Genomic DNA, 15,290 nt, shown 5'->3' on the forward strand with positions numbered 1-15,290 from the left:
GATGTTCCGGCGATTTTCGGGCCGGCGGGACCGGTCAGGAAGCCGGCGGGTGGGTCACGTCGCCGGCCGGCCCGGCGGTGGTGACGCGTAGCTGCCACAACTCCGGGAAGAATCGGTGTTCGATCAGCCGGACCAGTACGTTCGCCGGGCTGCCCTCGGTGCCGGCGGCCCCGTGACCGCCGACCCGGATCGCGGCCTGGTAGTGCCGCACCCGCCACAGCGCGACCCGTTCGTCCCACTCCAGCATCGCCTCGGCCAGCCGGCGGACCGGGTCCGTCGGGTTCCCGTCGCGCAGCGTCGGCAGGTCGATCTGCTGTTCCGCCAGGTGGTCGGCGAAGGCCCGGCCGAGCGTGCGGCTCGCACCCTGGACGCGGCGCCAGCCGGGCGACTCGGCGCCGGATCCGTTGCCGAGCGCCGGTTGCATCGCCTGGAAGTCCACCGGGGACAGATACCGGAACATCTCCAGTTGGTCGGTGACCAGCCGGATCCCGAGCGCCGCCCGGGCGAGCAGCGGTTCGGCCGCCGCCGGATCGCCGGCGGTCAGACGGGTGGTCGCCTCGGTCAGCTCGGCCGCCGCCAGCTTGAGCCACAGCTCCGTGGACTGGTGCACCACTTGGAAGAGCAGCTCGTCGCGGTGGACCATCTGCTCCGGGCGGCGCTGCAGGTCCAGCAGCGTCTCCGTGCGCATGTATCGCGCGTAGTCCGTGGCGCCGTCGCCGGTCAGCACAGGTGCATGGTCCCGCTTCACCGAATGGATCCCTTCGATCGGTGCCGGCGATTGCAACCGACCCGCAGCGAATCATTGCGGCGGCCATTATGCAACGACGGACAGTAATATGTCACGTCCCGGTCGTGGACTACCCGCCGCGCCGCTGAATGGTCCCGTCTCCGCTGCTTTAGCGGCATTTTCCGAGCCATTTATCATGGCCGCTCATAGCAGTCAATCCCCGCGGGTCGTCGCGCGCCCGGCCCTGCCGACCGCGGCAGAGTGCGCCGGCGGGTTTTCGACCGGCAGGACGATGATCGCGACGTCCGGCAGGCGGTACGGTGCTCGCCGTGACCGCCGCTGACCACGCCGCCCCGGGCCCGCGTCCCGAGGGCCCCGTCGCCGTGCTCGCCAACCCGAGCGCCGGCCGCGGGCGGCACCGGGGGCTGCTGCCCGGGGTGCTGGAGCGGCTGACCCGGGTGGACCGCCCGGTGCGCCTGCTGGCGGCGGAGACCGCCGACCGGGCAGAGCAGGTGTGCCGGGCGGCCGTGGCCGACGGGATCGCGGCCCTGGTGACCGTCGGCGGCGACGGTACGGTGCACCGCGGCCTGCAGGCGGTCGCCGGCACGACGGTGCCGTTCGGCGTGGTGTCGACCGGTACCGGCAACGACTTCGCCCTCGACACCGGCCTGCCCGCCGACCCGCTCGTCGCCGCCGAGGCGGTCGCCGGGGCCCTGCGTGCCGGCCGGACCCACCCGGTCGACCTGGCCCGGATGACCGGCCCGGCCGGCGCGACGCGATGGTACGCAACGGTGCTCGCCGCCGGGTTCGACGCGATCGTCAACGAGCGGGCCAACCGGATGCGCTACCCGCGTGGCCCCCGCCGGTACGACCTGGCGATCCTGGTGGAGCTGGCCCGGCTGCGCCCCCGCCGGTACACGCTGCGGCTGGACGGCGAGCCGCTGGAACTCGACGCGGTGCTGGTGGCCGTCGGCAACTGCGCCAGCTACGGCGGCGGGATGCGGATCTGCCCGGACGCGGATCAGACCGACGGGCTGCTCGACGTGGTGGTCGGCGGTCGGTTCGACCGGCGCACCCTGGTCCGGGTCAAGCCGAGCATCTACCGGGGCACCCACGTCCGGCATCCGCTGGTGAGCAGCCACCGGGCCCGGACGGTGGAACTGGCTGCCGAGGGCATCACCACCTACGCCGACGGGGAACGTGCCCTTGACCTGCCGTTGACGGTCACGGCGGTGCCGGGCGCGCTCCGGCTGCTGCGCTGACCAGGGGCGGTCCGCTGCGCCGGCCGCCGGCGGCTCAGCCGGGCAGCGTCAGACCGAGCACCGAGCCCAGCCCGTTGGGTCGGCCCGGCTCCGCCTCGGGCAGCACCAGCACCGCGCAGCCGGCCCGCACCGCCCCGGCGTCGGCCGCGGTGTCGCCCACCATCAGCGTCCGTTCCGCGTCCACCCCGAGCATCCCGCAGGCCCGCCAGAAGATCCCCGGGTCCGGCTTGCAGCGCCCCACCTCGTACGACAGAGCGTACGCATCGATCAGCCCGTCGAGACCCCAGGCGGCGAAGAACGGCCGGATGTCGAAGCCGATGTTGCTGACCACCGCCACTTTCACCCCGGCGGAGCGCAGCGCCGTCAGGGTCGGCGCGGTGTCCGGGTACGGCACCCAGCCTTCGGGCACCAGCGCCCGCTCGTAGAGCGCGTCGGCGAGGCCGTCGATCCCGGCGTCGACCGTCGCCGCCAGCCCCGTGTACGCGTCCCGGTGGGCGTGCGGGTAGAGGTCCCGGTCGGCCCACAGCTCGGCCAGCCCCGGCGGCACCCGGGCCGGCAGTGGTCCGCCCGCCCGGCCCGCCGTGAGCAGCCGGTCGGCCAGCCCGGTGGCCCGCGCCCGGTCCAGGGTCACCCCACACGCCGCCGCCGCGGCCAGCACCCAGTCGCAGGGCTCCTCCACCTGGGCGAGGGTGCCGTGGAAGTCGAACAGCACCGCCTCCACAGGCCGACGGGACGCCCGGGCGCTGGTGGCGGCATCGACCACGCTCGGGTGGATCGGACGGGTCGGTTCGGCATGGTCCGGCACGCCGTGCACCCTACCGACCGCCCCGGGACCCGGTGTCGGACGGCCTTGGCGGGTGCTCCCGACAGGCACGCATTAATCTTGGGGGCATGTCGAGCCCCGCCGAGCGGTACGTCGCGGCGCGCCGCCGGACCGCGCAGGCCTCACAGTTCCCGGCGCTGGACGAGTTCGCCCTTGACCTGGGGTTCGATCTCGATGACTTTCAACGGGAGGCGTGTCAGGCCCTGGAACGGGGCAGCGGGGTGCTGGTCTGCGCCCCCACCGGCGCCGGCAAGACGGCGGTCGGGGAGTTCGCCGTACACCTGGCCCTGCGCGGTGTCCCCGGTCAGCCGGCGGCGGCCGACGCGCCGCAGCCCGCCCGGCGCAAGTGCTTCTACACCACCCCGATCAAGGCGCTGTCCAACCAGAAGTACCACGACCTGGTGGACCGCTACGGCGTCGAGCAGGTCGGCCTGCTCACCGGCGACAACGCGATCAACGGCGACGCCCCGGTGGTGGTGATGACCACCGAGGTGCTGCGCAACATGCTCTACGCCGGCTCGGCCACCCTCGAGGGCCTGGCGTACGTGGTCATGGACGAGGTGCACTACCTCGCCGACCGGTTCCGCGGCGGCGTGTGGGAAGAGGTGATCATCCACCTGCCCGCCTCGGTGACCCTGGTCTCCCTCTCCGCGACCGTCTCCAACGCCGAGGAGTTCGCCGACTGGCTGGTCACCGTGCGCGGCGAGACGACCGTGGTGGTCAGCGAGCACCGGCCGGTGCCGCTGTGGCAGCACATGCTGGTCGGCAAGCGGATGTTCGACCTCTTCCACGACGCCGACGCCGCCCGCAAGCACGACGTGCACCCCGAGCTGCTGCGCTACACCCGCGACACCGTGCGCCGCCTCGAGCTGGGGGAGGGGCGTAGCGCCGGTCCCGGTAGCGGTCGGCGCGGCCCCCGCTGGCGTGGCCCGCTGCGCCCGGACATCGTCGACCGGCTCGACCGGGAGGGGCTGCTCCCGGCGATCCTGTTCATCTTCAGCCGGGCCGGTTGTGCCGCCGCCGTGCAGCAGTGCCTCGCCGCCGGCCTGCGGCTCACCTCGGCGGAGGAGCGGACGGAGATCCGCCGGGTCGTCGAGTCGCGGGTCACCGCCATCCCCGGTGAGGACCTGACCGTTCTCGGCTACTGGGAGTGGCTCGACGGGCTGGAACGCGGCCTGGCCGCACACCACGCCGGCATGCTCCCGGTGTTCAAGGAGATCGTCGAGGAGTTGTTCGTCCGCGGCCTGGTCAAGGCGGTCTTCGCCACCGAGACCCTGGCCCTGGGCATCAACATGCCGGCCCGCTGCGTCGTGCTCGAACGCCTGGTCAAGTTCAACGGCGAAGCCCACGTCGACCTCACCCCGGGGGAATACACCCAGCTCACCGGCCGCGCCGGCCGTCGGGGCATCGACGTCGAGGGGCACGCCGTCGTCGTCTGGTCCCCGGAGACCGACCCCCGGCACGTGGCCGGGCTGGCCTCCACCCGTACCTACCCGCTGCGCTCCAGCTTCCGTCCGTCGTACAACATGGCTGTCAACCTCGTCGGCACCGTCGGCGCGGAGCCGGCCCGGGAGCTGCTGGAGTCCTCGTTCGCGCAGTTCCAGGCGGACCGCTCGGTGGTCGGACTGGCCCGGCAGGTGCAGCGCAACACCGAGACCATCGACGCGTACGGCGCGGAGGCCGGCTGCCACCACGGCGACTTCGAGGGGTACTTCGCCCTCCGGGTGTCCATCGCCGACCGGGAACGCGCCGTCGCCCGGCAGGGCCAGCAGCAGCGTAAGGCCGCAGCCGTGGCATCGTTGGAGCGGCTGCGTGTCGGCGATGTCATCCGGGTGCCGTCCGGCCGCCGTGCCGGTCTCGCGGTTGTGCTCGACCCGGCCGCCGGGGGTTTCGGCGAGCCCCGCCCGCTGGTGCTCACCCAGGACCGCTGGGCCGGCCGGGTCAGCCCCGGCGACTTCACCAGCCCGGCCGAGGTGCTCGCCCGCATCCGGGTGCCCAAGCACTTCAACCACCGTTCCCCGGGGGCCCGCCGCGACCTCGCCGCCGAGGTCAGCGGCACCGGCCTGGATCGGCACGCCGGCCGACGTGGCGGCCGGTCCCGCCAGGACGCCGGCGAGGACCACGCGATCAGTCAGCTCCGCACCGAGCTGCGCCGGCACCCCTGCCACGCCTGTCCGGAGCGGGAGGAGCACGCCCGCTGGGCGGAGCGGAGCCGCCGGCTCGAACGCGACACCGAGGAGCTGCGTCAGCGGGTCGCGGGCCGCACCGGTTCCCTCGCCCGCACGTTCGACCGGATTGTGGCGCTGCTCACCGCGCGCGGTTATCTGTCGGCAGGCGGCGCCGTCACCGACGCCGGGCGGATGCTCGGCCGGATCTGGACCGAGGCCGACCTGCTGGTCGCCGAGTGCCTGCGCCGGGGTGTCTGGGACGGGCTGTCCCCGGCGGAGCTGGCCGCCGCCGTGTCGGTGGTGGTCTTCGAGGCCCGCCGGGACGTCGACGAGCGGGCGTCGCTGCCACGCGGGCCGGTCGCCGAGGCCGTCGACGAGACCCTGAAGCTCTGGGGCGAGATCGAGGCCGACGAGGCCGGCCGGGGCCTCACGGTCACCCGCGAGCCGGACCTCGGCTTCGCCTGGCCGATCTACCGGTGGGCGCGGGGCGAGGCCCTGGCCATGGTGTTGGCCAGCGGCCACCAGATCGAGGGGGAGATGCCGGCCGGCGACTTCGTCCGCTGGGCCAGGCAGGTGGTCGACCTGCTCGGCCAGCTCGCCGACTCCGGCGGAGCGAGCACCGAGCTTCGGGCCACCGCCCGGCAGGCCATCTCCGCCGTGAACCGGGGCGTCCTCGCCTACCACGCCACCGCCTGATCGTCGGGGCGGGAACCGACGCACCGGACGGCCGGGTCAGCCCCGCGTGGCCAGGGCGTCGACGAGGCGCCGGCAGGAGCCGGCCAGGTTCCACCGCTCGGCCAACTCCAGCAGCCGGTCGGGGGCCGCCGGCGCCAGTGGCAGCGCGGTCGGCAGCTCCGGCAGCGGCACGTCCAGTGCCACCCGCACCACCTTCGGCGCGACGGCCAGGTAGTCGCGGGAGTCCCTGAGCTTAAACAACAGGCTGGGGCCGAAGTTGGAGCGCGGGTTGTCGAGGGCGGCGATGACGCCGTCGAGGTCACCGAACCGGGCGATCAACCGGGCGGCGGTCTTCTCCCCGACGCCCGGCACCCCGGGCAGCCCGTCGCTCGGGTCGCCGCGCAGGGCCGCGAAGTCGACGTACCGGTTCGCGGGCACCTCGTAGCGGTACCGCACCGCCGCGTCGTCGCAGTCCTCCAGCTTCGCCACGCCCCGCGCCCCCACGTAGAGCAGCCGCACCCCGCGGTCGTCGTCGATGAGCTGGAACAGGTCGCGGTCGCCGGAGACCACCTCCACCGGGGCCTGCTGGGTGACCGACAGCGTGCCCAGCACATCGTCGGCCTCGTATCCGGCGGCGCCGACAACGGTGATGCCGATCGCGGCCAGCACATCCAGGATCACCGGCACCTGCGGGACGAGGGTGTCCGGCACGGCCTCGCCGCCGGTCGGCGCGAGCCGGTGCGCCTTGTACGACGGCAGCAGCGCCACCCGCCAGTCCGGCCGCCAGTCGTAATCCATCGCGCAGACCATCCGGTCGGGGCGGCGGGTGCGGATCAGTGTGGCGAGCATGTCGAGAAAGCCGCGCACCGCGTTGACCGGGGTGCCGTCGGAGGTTTTCGCCGCGGACTCGGGGACGCCGAAGTAGGCCCGGAAGTAGAGGCTGGGAGCGTCGATCAGCATGATCGGGGGTCGGTGTGTCACGCCGGACAGCGTGGCACAACCGTCCGACGATCCGGGCACGCCGCGACGGTCAGCGCGGCTCGTCGTGCCGGTACACGGTCTCCCGACGGGCCAGGCGTTGCAGGGCGTAACTCACCACCAGCAGGACGATCGCGACGATCGCCTCCAGCCAGGCGACGGCCCCGTCGGCGACGGTCAGTCCCACGGCCAGCAGCACCAGGCCGGCGACGGCGAGTATGCCGGCCCAGAGCAGCCGACTCCGCCGCGCCCCGTTCTTCTTCTCCTCCTCGGCTGCCACCCGCGTCGCCGCCCTTCGCCCGCTTGTGCCCCGCCGAACCGGCGTCGGCGCAGGTCCAGGCTATCGACGCCACCACCCATTCCGGGCGGCTTCGCCGGGACGCCGACCGGCGCTGCGGAGGTTGTCGCGATGCCCGTTGACGTTCTGCTCGGCGACGACGAGATCCTGCGCGATTTCCCGGTTGGACAGCCCACGCGCGATCAGGGGCAGCACCTCGACCTCCCGCGGCCGTAGCCGTTATGGATCGAAACAGTGGTGGTGGCCCCGCAGGCGCAGCGGGCCACCACCACGGGGGATGGCGTCAGGCTGCCGGTCTGCGCAGCGTGGCGAGGGCGGTGGACCAGGTGACGACCTGGTCGAGGGTGGTGGTAAGCGCCGCAGCCTGGTGCGGGGCGGGGGTGAATTGCGTGAAGCCGGTGAAGTCGTGGTGCATGCTGAGCGCGACCTGGGCGGAGACGTCGGCCATCTGCAGGGCGCCCACGACGGGACGGAGTGCTTCGACAGCGCGGACGCCGCCGTCGAATCCGTAGGAGACGAACGCGGCCGCCTTGTTGTGCCATTCAGCGTGGACACGGTCGAGAGCGTTTTTGAGTACTCCCGGGTACGAGTGGTTGTACTCGGGGGTCACGAAGACGAAGCCGTCGTGCTTGGCGACGGTGGCGGCCCAGTCGAGGGTGTGCGGGAGGGTGTAACGGCCCATGGCCGGCGGCATGGGCTCATCGAGCTGCGGCAGGTCGACGGCCGCCAGGTCAAGGAGTTCGAACGCGGCATCGTCACGCTGGCCGGCGTGCTCGAGCACCCAGTTGGCGACGGCCTCGCCGCGGCGGCCGGGACGGGTGCTGGCCAGTACGACAGCGATGGTGATCACGGATAGCTCCTCATCTGAATTTTGTGACTGGGGTCCCGGGCGCCATGAGGTCTGCCGGGGGGAATCTCACGGCCGGTTCCAGGGCCGGTGTGGCGGCAAGGGCTTTTGTTGCCGGGTTGTTAGTGGGCCGCGTTGGTGGGCTGTGGTTGCGGTGTAGTCGGTGCCGGGGCGGCAGGCTTGGTACGCAGCGGGACTTCCTTGATGGCCAGGGCAGCGGGGATGGCGAGGGCGCACAGGGCGCAGGCGGTCCAAAAGATGTGCTGGGTGCCGGTGGTCACGGCCTGCTCGTAGGCCGGTCCGCTGACAGTGGTGGTGGTGGCGGTCAGGGCGCGGGTGAGTAGGGCGCCGAAGATTGCGACGGCAAGGGAGCCGCCGAGCGTGCGGAACAGGGTGACCGCTCCGGTGGCGGCCCCGAGGTCGCGCATTTCGGCACTGTTCTGGGCGATGGTGGTGGTCATCTGCATGGTGAAGCCGAGGCCGGCGCCGACGATCGCCATGAACGCGGCCGTGGTGATGCGGCTGGTGGTGGTGTCCATGGTGGCCAGCAGCGCGGTGCCGCTGGTGAGCAGGATCGTGCCGAGCACCGGGAAGATCTTGTAGCGGCCGGTGCGGGTCATGACCCGCACCGGAGATCTGAGCGAACGCCATGCTGCCGAGCCAGCGCACGTGTTTGTCGCTGAGGGTCTCGGTGTACGTCAATGGCCACCTTCTTTCATCACTGCCGGATTCGTCGTATGCCACTGGACGACGCGGTTACTGCCCGGCGGTGTCGGTGAGGAATTCGTCGACGGCGGCGAACGTCGCCTCCGGTGCCTCGCGCATCGGCAGATGCCCACCGCCGGGGATCAGCGTGAACCGGGCGCCGGGGATCGCGTCGGCGTAAAGGCGGCCGAACTCGGCGGTGACGACCGGATCGTTCTCACCCCAGACCAACAGGGCGGGAATCGCCAGGGTTTGGAATCTGTCGAGCAGGGTCGGGTCTTCCAGGCCGTCCGAGGTGTAGGCACGGAACGCGGCCATGTTCCCTGGCGGTGGTCCCTGCCGGGGCGCGTCCGCGGCGGGCTGGGCGGACGGCGGCGGGCCGCTGGGCATGGTCGGCGCGTGCCCGGGGACCTGTGGGCCGACGGAGTCGACGAGCACCAGCCGGCCTATGCGCTTCGTGCTGTCGGACACGGCCATCTCGGCGGCGATCCAGCCGCCGAACGACACACCGATCACGGTGACCCTACTCAGTTCCTGCTGTGACAGTAGATCGAGGTAGGTGGCGGCGAGGCCGGTGACGCTGTCCAGGTCGTCGGGGCGCACGGTGCCGTCCCAGCCTGGGTGGGTCGGGGCGAGCACGTGATGCCGATCGGCGAGGTGGCCGAGCAGGGAGTTCATGCTGTCCGGGCCGGCGGCGCCGTGCAGCAGCAGAACGGGGTGGCCGTGGCCGGCCTCGCGCGCGGTCAGCGCGAGACCGGGCCGCGGCTGTAGCACCGTGGACGTGGGGTACGCGGTCATGATGCGGGGCCTCTCTTCAGTGACCTTCGGCGGTGGGGACGTCGAGGGCGGCGAACATGTCGAGCAGGCTCTGGGGTGCGTTGTCGTCGAAGGTCACGCCCAGGTTGTCGGCGGATTCCTTGGCGACTTCCTCGCTGCGGGCGAACAGGTCCCTCTCGTACGCGGCCAAGGCTGCTTCGACGTCGCCCGGGTTGGCGGCGATGGCCTTGCCGAGTTCGGAACCGTCGAACATGGCCAGATTCGCGCCCTCGCCGGCGAACGGTGACATCACGTGCGCGGCGTCGCCCAGCAGGGTCACCCCGGGGATCCGGTCCCAGCGGTGCCCGACCGGCAGGGCGTTGATGGTGCGCGGGATCAGTGGGCTGTCCGCCTCGGTGATCAGGGCCTGCAGTTGCGGCGCCCAATCGGCGAACTGCTCCAGCAGGACAGCCTTGGCCTTGTCGGTGTCGGTCCAGTCGACGCCGTCGATCCAGTCCTTCGCGGTCTTGAGCGCGATGTAGACGTGCAGGCTGCCATCCGGTTCGCGGTGGGCGAGGAAGCCACTGCCCGGAGCGAGGGCGAACAGCATGCCGCCACCGACGACCGAGGCCGGGACGGGGTGACGCTTGTCCGCCTCGTACAGGTCGACCTCGATGAACGACACCCCCGTGTACACGGGGGTGTCGTCGGACAGCAATGGCCGGATCCGCGACCACGCGCCGTCCGCGCCGATGAGCACGTCAGTGGTGACGGTCTCACCGTCGGCAAAGGTCAGCTCATGCCGGCCGTCGCCGAGGGGGCGTACGCCGGTGACCTTCTTGCCCCACGTGATGGCGCCTTCGGGCAGCGAGTCGAGCAGGATCTGCCGCAGTCGGGGCCGGTCGACCTCCGGCCGGCGGGCGGCACCCTTGTCCTGCTCCTCGCGCAGCACGATGTTGTCCCTGTCCAGGATCCGCATCGCTTCGCCGCCGGAGTGGATGATTGCCTGGAATTCGTCGAACAGGCCGGCGTCGCGCAGCGCGACCTGCCCGTTGTAGTCGTGGATGTCGAGCATCCCGCCCTGGGTCCGCGCGGCTGGGGATTCGTCCAGCTCGTAGATAGTCGCGGGGATACCGTGAACGTGCAGGACCCGGGCCAGGGTCAGTCCGCCCAGGCCTGCTCCCACGATGGTGATCGTCGGCGTACTACTCATGGCTCCTCCTGAAGGTCGGTTATCCGGCGTAGCTCGCCAGACTCGATGCGGAACACGGTCGCGACGAACGCGTTCGTCACGGATACGCGTCAACCTCATACGACGGAAGTTGTTTCAGTGCGTGCCGTTCACAAGGCGTTTTTGCTGGCGAACAGCCACGGGCCGCACGTCAGACAGTGGTGCGGAGTCCGTCAATGAGCGTGCCGAACGACCAACGCATGCGTTGGTCGTAGGTACCGGAGAGGATTTCGTGGCGAACCCGGACGATGTTGGGATAGGCATCGGGCTTTGCCTCGGCCACGGCCCGGGCGAGGTCCTCCTCTTCGCCGTCAGCCTCCACGGACTCCTCCCGGCTGCCCTGCTCGGCTGCGGTGGCGGTCGCGTGCTGCAGCAGGATGTCGACACCCCAGGCGGCCTGCCGATCCGGCACGCCGCCAGCCAGCAGCAGACCCAGAATCGTGTCGATCAAACGCAGATAATGCGGCCCCGACGGGCGCAGCATCAGCACCGAGCGAGCCAGGCTCGGATAGGAGAACAGCAGCTCGGTGTGGGCGCACAGCACGCTGATCAGCTGCTCACGCCAACCCTCGGTTCCCGGTGTGCCGGACTGCTCCAGTTCGGCCACCAGCTCATCCAGCAAGGCGCCGTGCAGCTCGGCGGTGTTGCGAACGTAGACATACAGCGAAGCCGGGCCGGTGTCGAGCTCGGCCGCGAGCCGCCTCATCGTCACCCGATCCAGGCCCTCCGTGCGCATGATCTGCAAGGCAGCCGCCACCATGCCATCACGACTCAACGGCGGCTTGGCGGGACGGTCACGACGGCTGACCGGAACTCGACGCGGGCTCATAACGCGATCGTAGCGAACATGTTCGTAGATCGCCAGTTTGGCACCGTGAGGTGGCCGCCAGGGGCACCAACCGGCCGTACGACCCGCTGAGCGGCCCGTGGGCGCCTGGCCACGTCCGACGCGCCGCCCGGCCTGCCTCGGCGCCGCACCGGCTCCCGGGGTCGACCAAACGACCGTTAAGCTGACCGGGTGGGAACCGACGAGCTGTACCCGGCCGACCGGCTGGCCGCCGCGCAGCGCGCCACCACCGCGGCCGGCCTCGACGCGCTGCTGCTCACCCCCGGCTCGGACCTGCGCTACCTCACCGGCTACAACGCCCACGCCGGGGAGCGGCTGACCTGCCTGGTGCTGCCCGCCCGGGGCGAGCCGACGCTGATCGTGCCCACCCTGGAACGCCCCGCCGCCGAGTCGTCCCCCGCCCCGGCCACCGGCGTCCGGGTCGTCGACCACGCCGACGGCACCGACCCGTACCCCCTCGTGGCCGCCGCCCTCGACGGGCCGGTCGCGGCCGTCGGCCTGGCCGACCGGATGTGGGCCGAGCAGGTCCTCGCCCTGCGCGCCCTGCTCCCCGACACCACCCAACGCCTCGCCGGCGACGTGCTGCGCGAGCTGCGCATCCGCAAGTCCCCGGCCGAGGTCGCCGCGCTCGCCGAGGCCGGCGCCGCCATCGACGCCGTGCACGCCCGGATGGGGCAGTGGCTGCGCCCCGGCCGCACCGAGGCCGAGGTCGCCACGGACATCGCCGCCGCGATCCGCGCCGCCGGTCACGTCACCGTCGACTTCGTCATCGTCGCCGCCGGTCCCAACGGGGCCAGCCCACACCACGGCACCTCCGACCGGCCGATCGGTGCGGGCGAGCCCGTGGTCGTCGACATCGGTGGCACGATGCCGTCCGGGTACCGCTCCGACTGCACCCGCACGTACGTCGCCGGCGGCCGGCCCACGGCGGAGTTCACCGACTACTACCTGGTGCTGCACGCCGCCCAGGCGGCGGCCGTCGCCGCGGTCCGCCCCGGGGTGACCGCCGAGGCGATCGACGCCGCCGCCCGCGCCCCGATCACCGCCGCCGGGTATGGACCGGCGTTCCTGCACCGCACCGGCCACGGCATCGGCCTGGACGGCCACGAGGACCCGTACGTGGTCGCCGGCAACCCCCGGCCGCTGGAGCCCGGCATGGCGTTCTCCGTCGAGCCGGGCATCTACCTCGCGGGCCGACATGGCGCCCGCATCGAGGACATCGTCGTCTGCACGAGCGACGGCGTGGCCCGGCTCAACACCACCCCCACGGAGCTCATCGCGCTATGACTGTCGACCGGATCCTGCCCACCGACGAGGCCCACGACCTGCTCGACCTCGCCACCGAGCTCGCCGACCGGGAGCTCGCCCCGAAGGCCGTCGAGTTCGAGCAGCGTGCCGAGTTCCCCCGAGAGGTGCTGCGGACCCTCGGCCGGGCCGGCCTGCTCGGCCTGCCGTACCCGGAGGAGCACGGGGGTGCCGCCCAGCCGTACGAGGTCTACCTCCAGGTGCTGGAGATCCTCGCCGGCCGGTGGCTCGCCGTCGCCGAGGCGGTCAGCGTGCACACCCTGTCCTGCTACCCGCTCGCCCAGTTCGGCACCGACGCGCAGCGCACGCTGCTGCCCGACATGCTCGGCGGTGAACTGCTCGGCGCGTACTGCCTGTCGGAGCCCCAGGGCGGCTCCGACGCCGCCTCGCTGACCACCCGCGCCATCCGCGACGGCGACTCGTACGTCGTGACCGGCACCAAGGCGTGGATCACTCACGCCCGGGTCGCGGACTTCTACAACATCTTCTGCCGTACCGGCGGCGCCGGCCCAAAGGGCATCTCCTGCCTGCTCGCCGACTGCGACACCCCCGGGATCACCCCGCAGGCCGCCGAGCGGACCATGGGCCTGCACGCCTCGCCGGTGGCCCAGATCGCCTTCGACGACGCCCGTGTCCCGGCCGACCGGCTGATCGGCGGGGAGGGGGCCGGCTTCACCATCGCCATGTCCGCGCTGGACTCCGGCCGGCTCGGCATCGCCGCCTGCGCCGTCGGCCTGGCCCAGGCCGCCCTCGACTACGCGGTCGGCTACGCCCGCGAGCGGCAGCAGTTCGGTCGGGCGATCGTCGACTTCCAGGGCCTCGGCTTCATGCTGGCCGACGCGGCCACCCAGATCTCCGCCGCGCGGGCGCTCACCCTGCACGCGGCCCGGCTGCGCGACGCCGGCCGCCCGTACTCGATCGAGGCGGCCAAGGCGAAGCTGTTCGCCACCGACGCGGCGATGCGGGTTACCACCGACGCGGTGCAGGTGCTCGGCGGCGCCGGGTATGTGGCCGACCACCCGGTCGAACGGTACCTGCGGGAGGCGAAGGTGCTCCAGATCGTGGAGGGCACCAACCAGATCCAGCGCCTGGTCATCTCCCGCGACCTGGCAAGGGGCTAGCCAGGGGAGGAAGCCGCGTCCCGCCACACCGACAGGTCCGGTCGTCGCGGACGCCCGCCTGGTGTTCGGTGGCACGGATGCCACCGCCGGCCAGGCGGTGGTGGCCGACGGCGGCGACGAGATCAACCTCTCGTGATCTGATCCCGTACGGGCCGGTGGGGCCGGGCAGCGTCGTCCGGCCCCACCGTCACCGCTGCGGGGCCTGATGCTGAAACGGCTTCCGCCGGGGGAGGGTCAGTTCCACCGGTCCTGGTTGAGGAATCGGGCGAAGCCGCGCCAGGAGTTCGGCCCCATCGCCCCGTCGATCGGGCCGGTGTAGCCGTAGCCGGAGGCGAGTCGCTGGACGGCCTTCCAGGAGTTCGTTCCCATCACGCCGTCGATCGGGCCGGTGTAGCCGTAGCCGCGCATGGCCCGCTGCAGGGCGGAGTAGGTGTTAGCACCGGGCGCCCCGTCGATCGGACCGGTATAACCCGACGTGATCCGCAGCCAGTTCTGCATTCGCTTGTAGAAGATGGTGCCCGGAATGCCGTCCTGCTCGGTCGAGGTCTTCGGCAGGCCACCGCCACCCGGGTTCTGGCCGATGTAGGTCAGCGGGTTGATCCGCACCCCGCTCGGATTGATCATGTGCCAGTGCAGGTGGGGGCCGGTGGAACTGCCGGAACCGGGGGCGCCGACAGCACCGCCCGACCGTCCCACGATCGCACCGGCGCCGACAGCGGTGCCGTTGGCCAGCAGGAACTGCGACAGGTGCATGTACTGGCTGCGGTATCCGTCCGCGTGGTTGATCGTGACGGTGTGCCCGCCGGTGCCGTTGTTGGGGATGTTCTGGATCGTTCCGGCACCGCAGGCCGGCAGGTTGGTGCCGACGCCCATCCCGAAGTCGATGCCGCCCAGCGAGCCGCTGTTGAGGTGGTCCTGCCAGCTGCCGGTGATCGCGTAGCCGGCGAACGGGTTGTAGATCGAGGGCGCGGCGTGGGCGATCCCGGGCAGGCCGACGACACCACCGACAGCAAGGGCGCCGGTGGTCAGCACGGTGCCGCGCAGCAGCGTACGGCGGCTGAGCCCGACCTGAGGCTGCTCTGCTCCGCCGCTGCAGCAGCCGGCCAGGTATTCGGTGTTCATAATCGGTCCTCCGTGCGGTCGTAGGTGACCATGGGCGAGCAGAGGATAGCCCCTCCAGTGGCATGTATCAATGCAAAAGATAGGGGTTGGTCGAACTCAACCAGGAGTGTTCAATGAGGCCGGCGCCGCCACCCGCGGTCAACGTAGTCGCAGATGCCTTCCGTGAGCGCCCTCCTCACCTCCTCACCTGCGCACCTGGGCGGTGGAGCCGCCGGGGCGAGCGTGTCGTGAGCCACCCGGCGACCCTCTTTTGTAGATCGACAGTCAACAATGCCAATGCAGGGTCTGGTTCGCTATGCTGCGGCAAAGGATCTTCAAGAGGGGATTTGATATGACTGCTTTCCTCAGGCGGTTTGCGGTGGCGGCCGCAGTCGCCTTCGTGTTGCCGGTAACCCTCGCGTCGGCACCCGCCGCCGCCGCGGCGG

Annotated in this window: 14 protein-coding genes and 1 pseudogene; 4 read left to right on the forward strand and 11 right to left on the reverse strand. The window is 71.8% G+C overall.

Annotated features, from left to right (window positions below; all coding sequences use genetic code 11):
- Positions 1-34: 34 nt before the first annotated feature.
- Entirely contained in the window at positions 35-748 is a 714-nt protein-coding gene (locus tag SNR22_RS22795; RefSeq protein WP_320068680.1) for a tryptophan 2,3-dioxygenase family protein, read from the reverse strand.
- A 299-nt stretch (positions 749-1,047) separates the two neighbouring features.
- Between SNR22_RS22795 and SNR22_RS22800 the strand changes: the two genes are divergently transcribed.
- Positions 1,048-1,989 carry a diacylglycerol kinase family protein gene (locus SNR22_RS22800; RefSeq protein WP_320068681.1) on the forward strand — a complete coding sequence of 314 codons (942 nt, stop codon included), beginning with the start codon at positions 1,048-1,050 and terminating at the stop codon, positions 1,987-1,989.
- 34 nt (positions 1,990-2,023) lie between these two features.
- Here the strand turns inward: SNR22_RS22800 and SNR22_RS22805 are convergent, their stop codons facing one another.
- Positions 2,024-2,764, reverse strand: a complete 741-nt coding sequence (locus SNR22_RS22805) for an HAD-IA family hydrolase (protein WP_320068772.1) — start codon at positions 2,762-2,764, stop codon at positions 2,024-2,026.
- Positions 2,765-2,880: 116 nt separating this feature from the next.
- Between SNR22_RS22805 and SNR22_RS22810 the strand changes: the two genes are divergently transcribed.
- Positions 2,881-5,676, forward strand: a complete 2,796-nt coding sequence (locus SNR22_RS22810; protein ID WP_320068682.1) for a DEAD/DEAH box helicase — start codon at positions 2,881-2,883, stop codon at positions 5,674-5,676.
- 36 nt (positions 5,677-5,712) lie between these two features.
- On the opposite strand, the gene SNR22_RS22815 is transcribed toward SNR22_RS22810, so the two are convergent.
- From SNR22_RS22815 to SNR22_RS22850, 8 genes and pseudogenes are all read right to left on the reverse strand, one after another.
- Positions 5,713-6,615, reverse strand: coding sequence for a 5'-3' exonuclease (locus tag SNR22_RS22815; RefSeq protein WP_320068773.1), 903 nt, complete (start codon positions 6,613-6,615; stop codon positions 5,713-5,715).
- Positions 6,616-6,685: 70 nt separating this feature from the next.
- Positions 6,686-6,913, reverse strand: a complete 228-nt coding sequence (locus SNR22_RS22820) for a hypothetical protein (protein ID WP_320068683.1) — start codon at positions 6,911-6,913, stop codon at positions 6,686-6,688.
- A gap of 60 nt (positions 6,914-6,973) precedes the next feature.
- Positions 6,974-7,132: pseudogene (locus tag SNR22_RS22825) on the reverse strand (LuxR C-terminal-related transcriptional regulator); the annotation flags it as partial.
- 82 nt (positions 7,133-7,214) lie between these two features.
- Positions 7,215-7,778, reverse strand: a complete 564-nt coding sequence (locus tag SNR22_RS22830) for an NADPH-dependent FMN reductase (RefSeq protein ID WP_413775690.1) — start codon at positions 7,776-7,778, stop codon at positions 7,215-7,217.
- Positions 7,779-7,900: 122 nt separating this feature from the next.
- Positions 7,901-8,398 (reverse strand): hypothetical protein, encoded by a 498-nt coding sequence (locus SNR22_RS22835; protein ID WP_320068685.1) that lies wholly within the window; start codon positions 8,396-8,398, stop codon positions 7,901-7,903.
- 136 nt (positions 8,399-8,534) lie between these two features.
- Positions 8,535-9,281 carry an alpha/beta hydrolase gene (locus SNR22_RS22840; protein WP_320068686.1) on the reverse strand — a complete coding sequence of 249 codons (747 nt, stop codon included), beginning with the start codon at positions 9,279-9,281 and terminating at the stop codon, positions 8,535-8,537.
- 16 nt (positions 9,282-9,297) lie between these two features.
- Positions 9,298-10,452, reverse strand: coding sequence for an NAD(P)/FAD-dependent oxidoreductase (locus SNR22_RS22845; protein ID WP_320068687.1), 1,155 nt, complete (start codon positions 10,450-10,452; stop codon positions 9,298-9,300).
- 169 nt (positions 10,453-10,621) lie between these two features.
- Positions 10,622-11,299: a TetR/AcrR family transcriptional regulator gene (locus tag SNR22_RS22850; protein WP_320068688.1), complete on the reverse strand. Its 678-nt coding sequence runs from the start codon at positions 11,297-11,299 to the stop codon at positions 10,622-10,624.
- A 189-nt stretch (positions 11,300-11,488) separates the two neighbouring features.
- Between SNR22_RS22850 and SNR22_RS22855 the strand changes: the two genes are divergently transcribed.
- Complete coding sequence (locus tag SNR22_RS22855; RefSeq protein ID WP_320068689.1) at positions 11,489-12,604, forward strand: Xaa-Pro peptidase family protein; 1,116 nt, start codon at positions 11,489-11,491, stop codon at positions 12,602-12,604.
- Positions 12,601-13,743 carry an acyl-CoA dehydrogenase family protein gene (locus tag SNR22_RS22860; RefSeq protein ID WP_320068690.1) on the forward strand — a complete coding sequence of 381 codons (1,143 nt, stop codon included), beginning with the start codon at positions 12,601-12,603 and terminating at the stop codon, positions 13,741-13,743. The genes SNR22_RS22855 and SNR22_RS22860 overlap by 4 nt, the downstream gene beginning before the upstream one ends.
- Positions 13,744-13,977: 234 nt before the next feature.
- Here SNR22_RS22860 and SNR22_RS22865 read toward each other — a convergent pair whose 3' ends face one another.
- Entirely contained in the window at positions 13,978-14,865 is an 888-nt protein-coding gene (locus SNR22_RS22865) for a peptidoglycan DD-metalloendopeptidase family protein (protein WP_320068691.1), read from the reverse strand.
- Positions 14,866-15,290 lie beyond the last annotated feature (425 nt).

It is taken from the genome of Micromonospora sp. RTGN7 (assembly GCF_033804645.1).
Taxonomy (GTDB): domain Bacteria; phylum Actinomycetota; class Actinomycetes; order Mycobacteriales; family Micromonosporaceae; genus Micromonospora.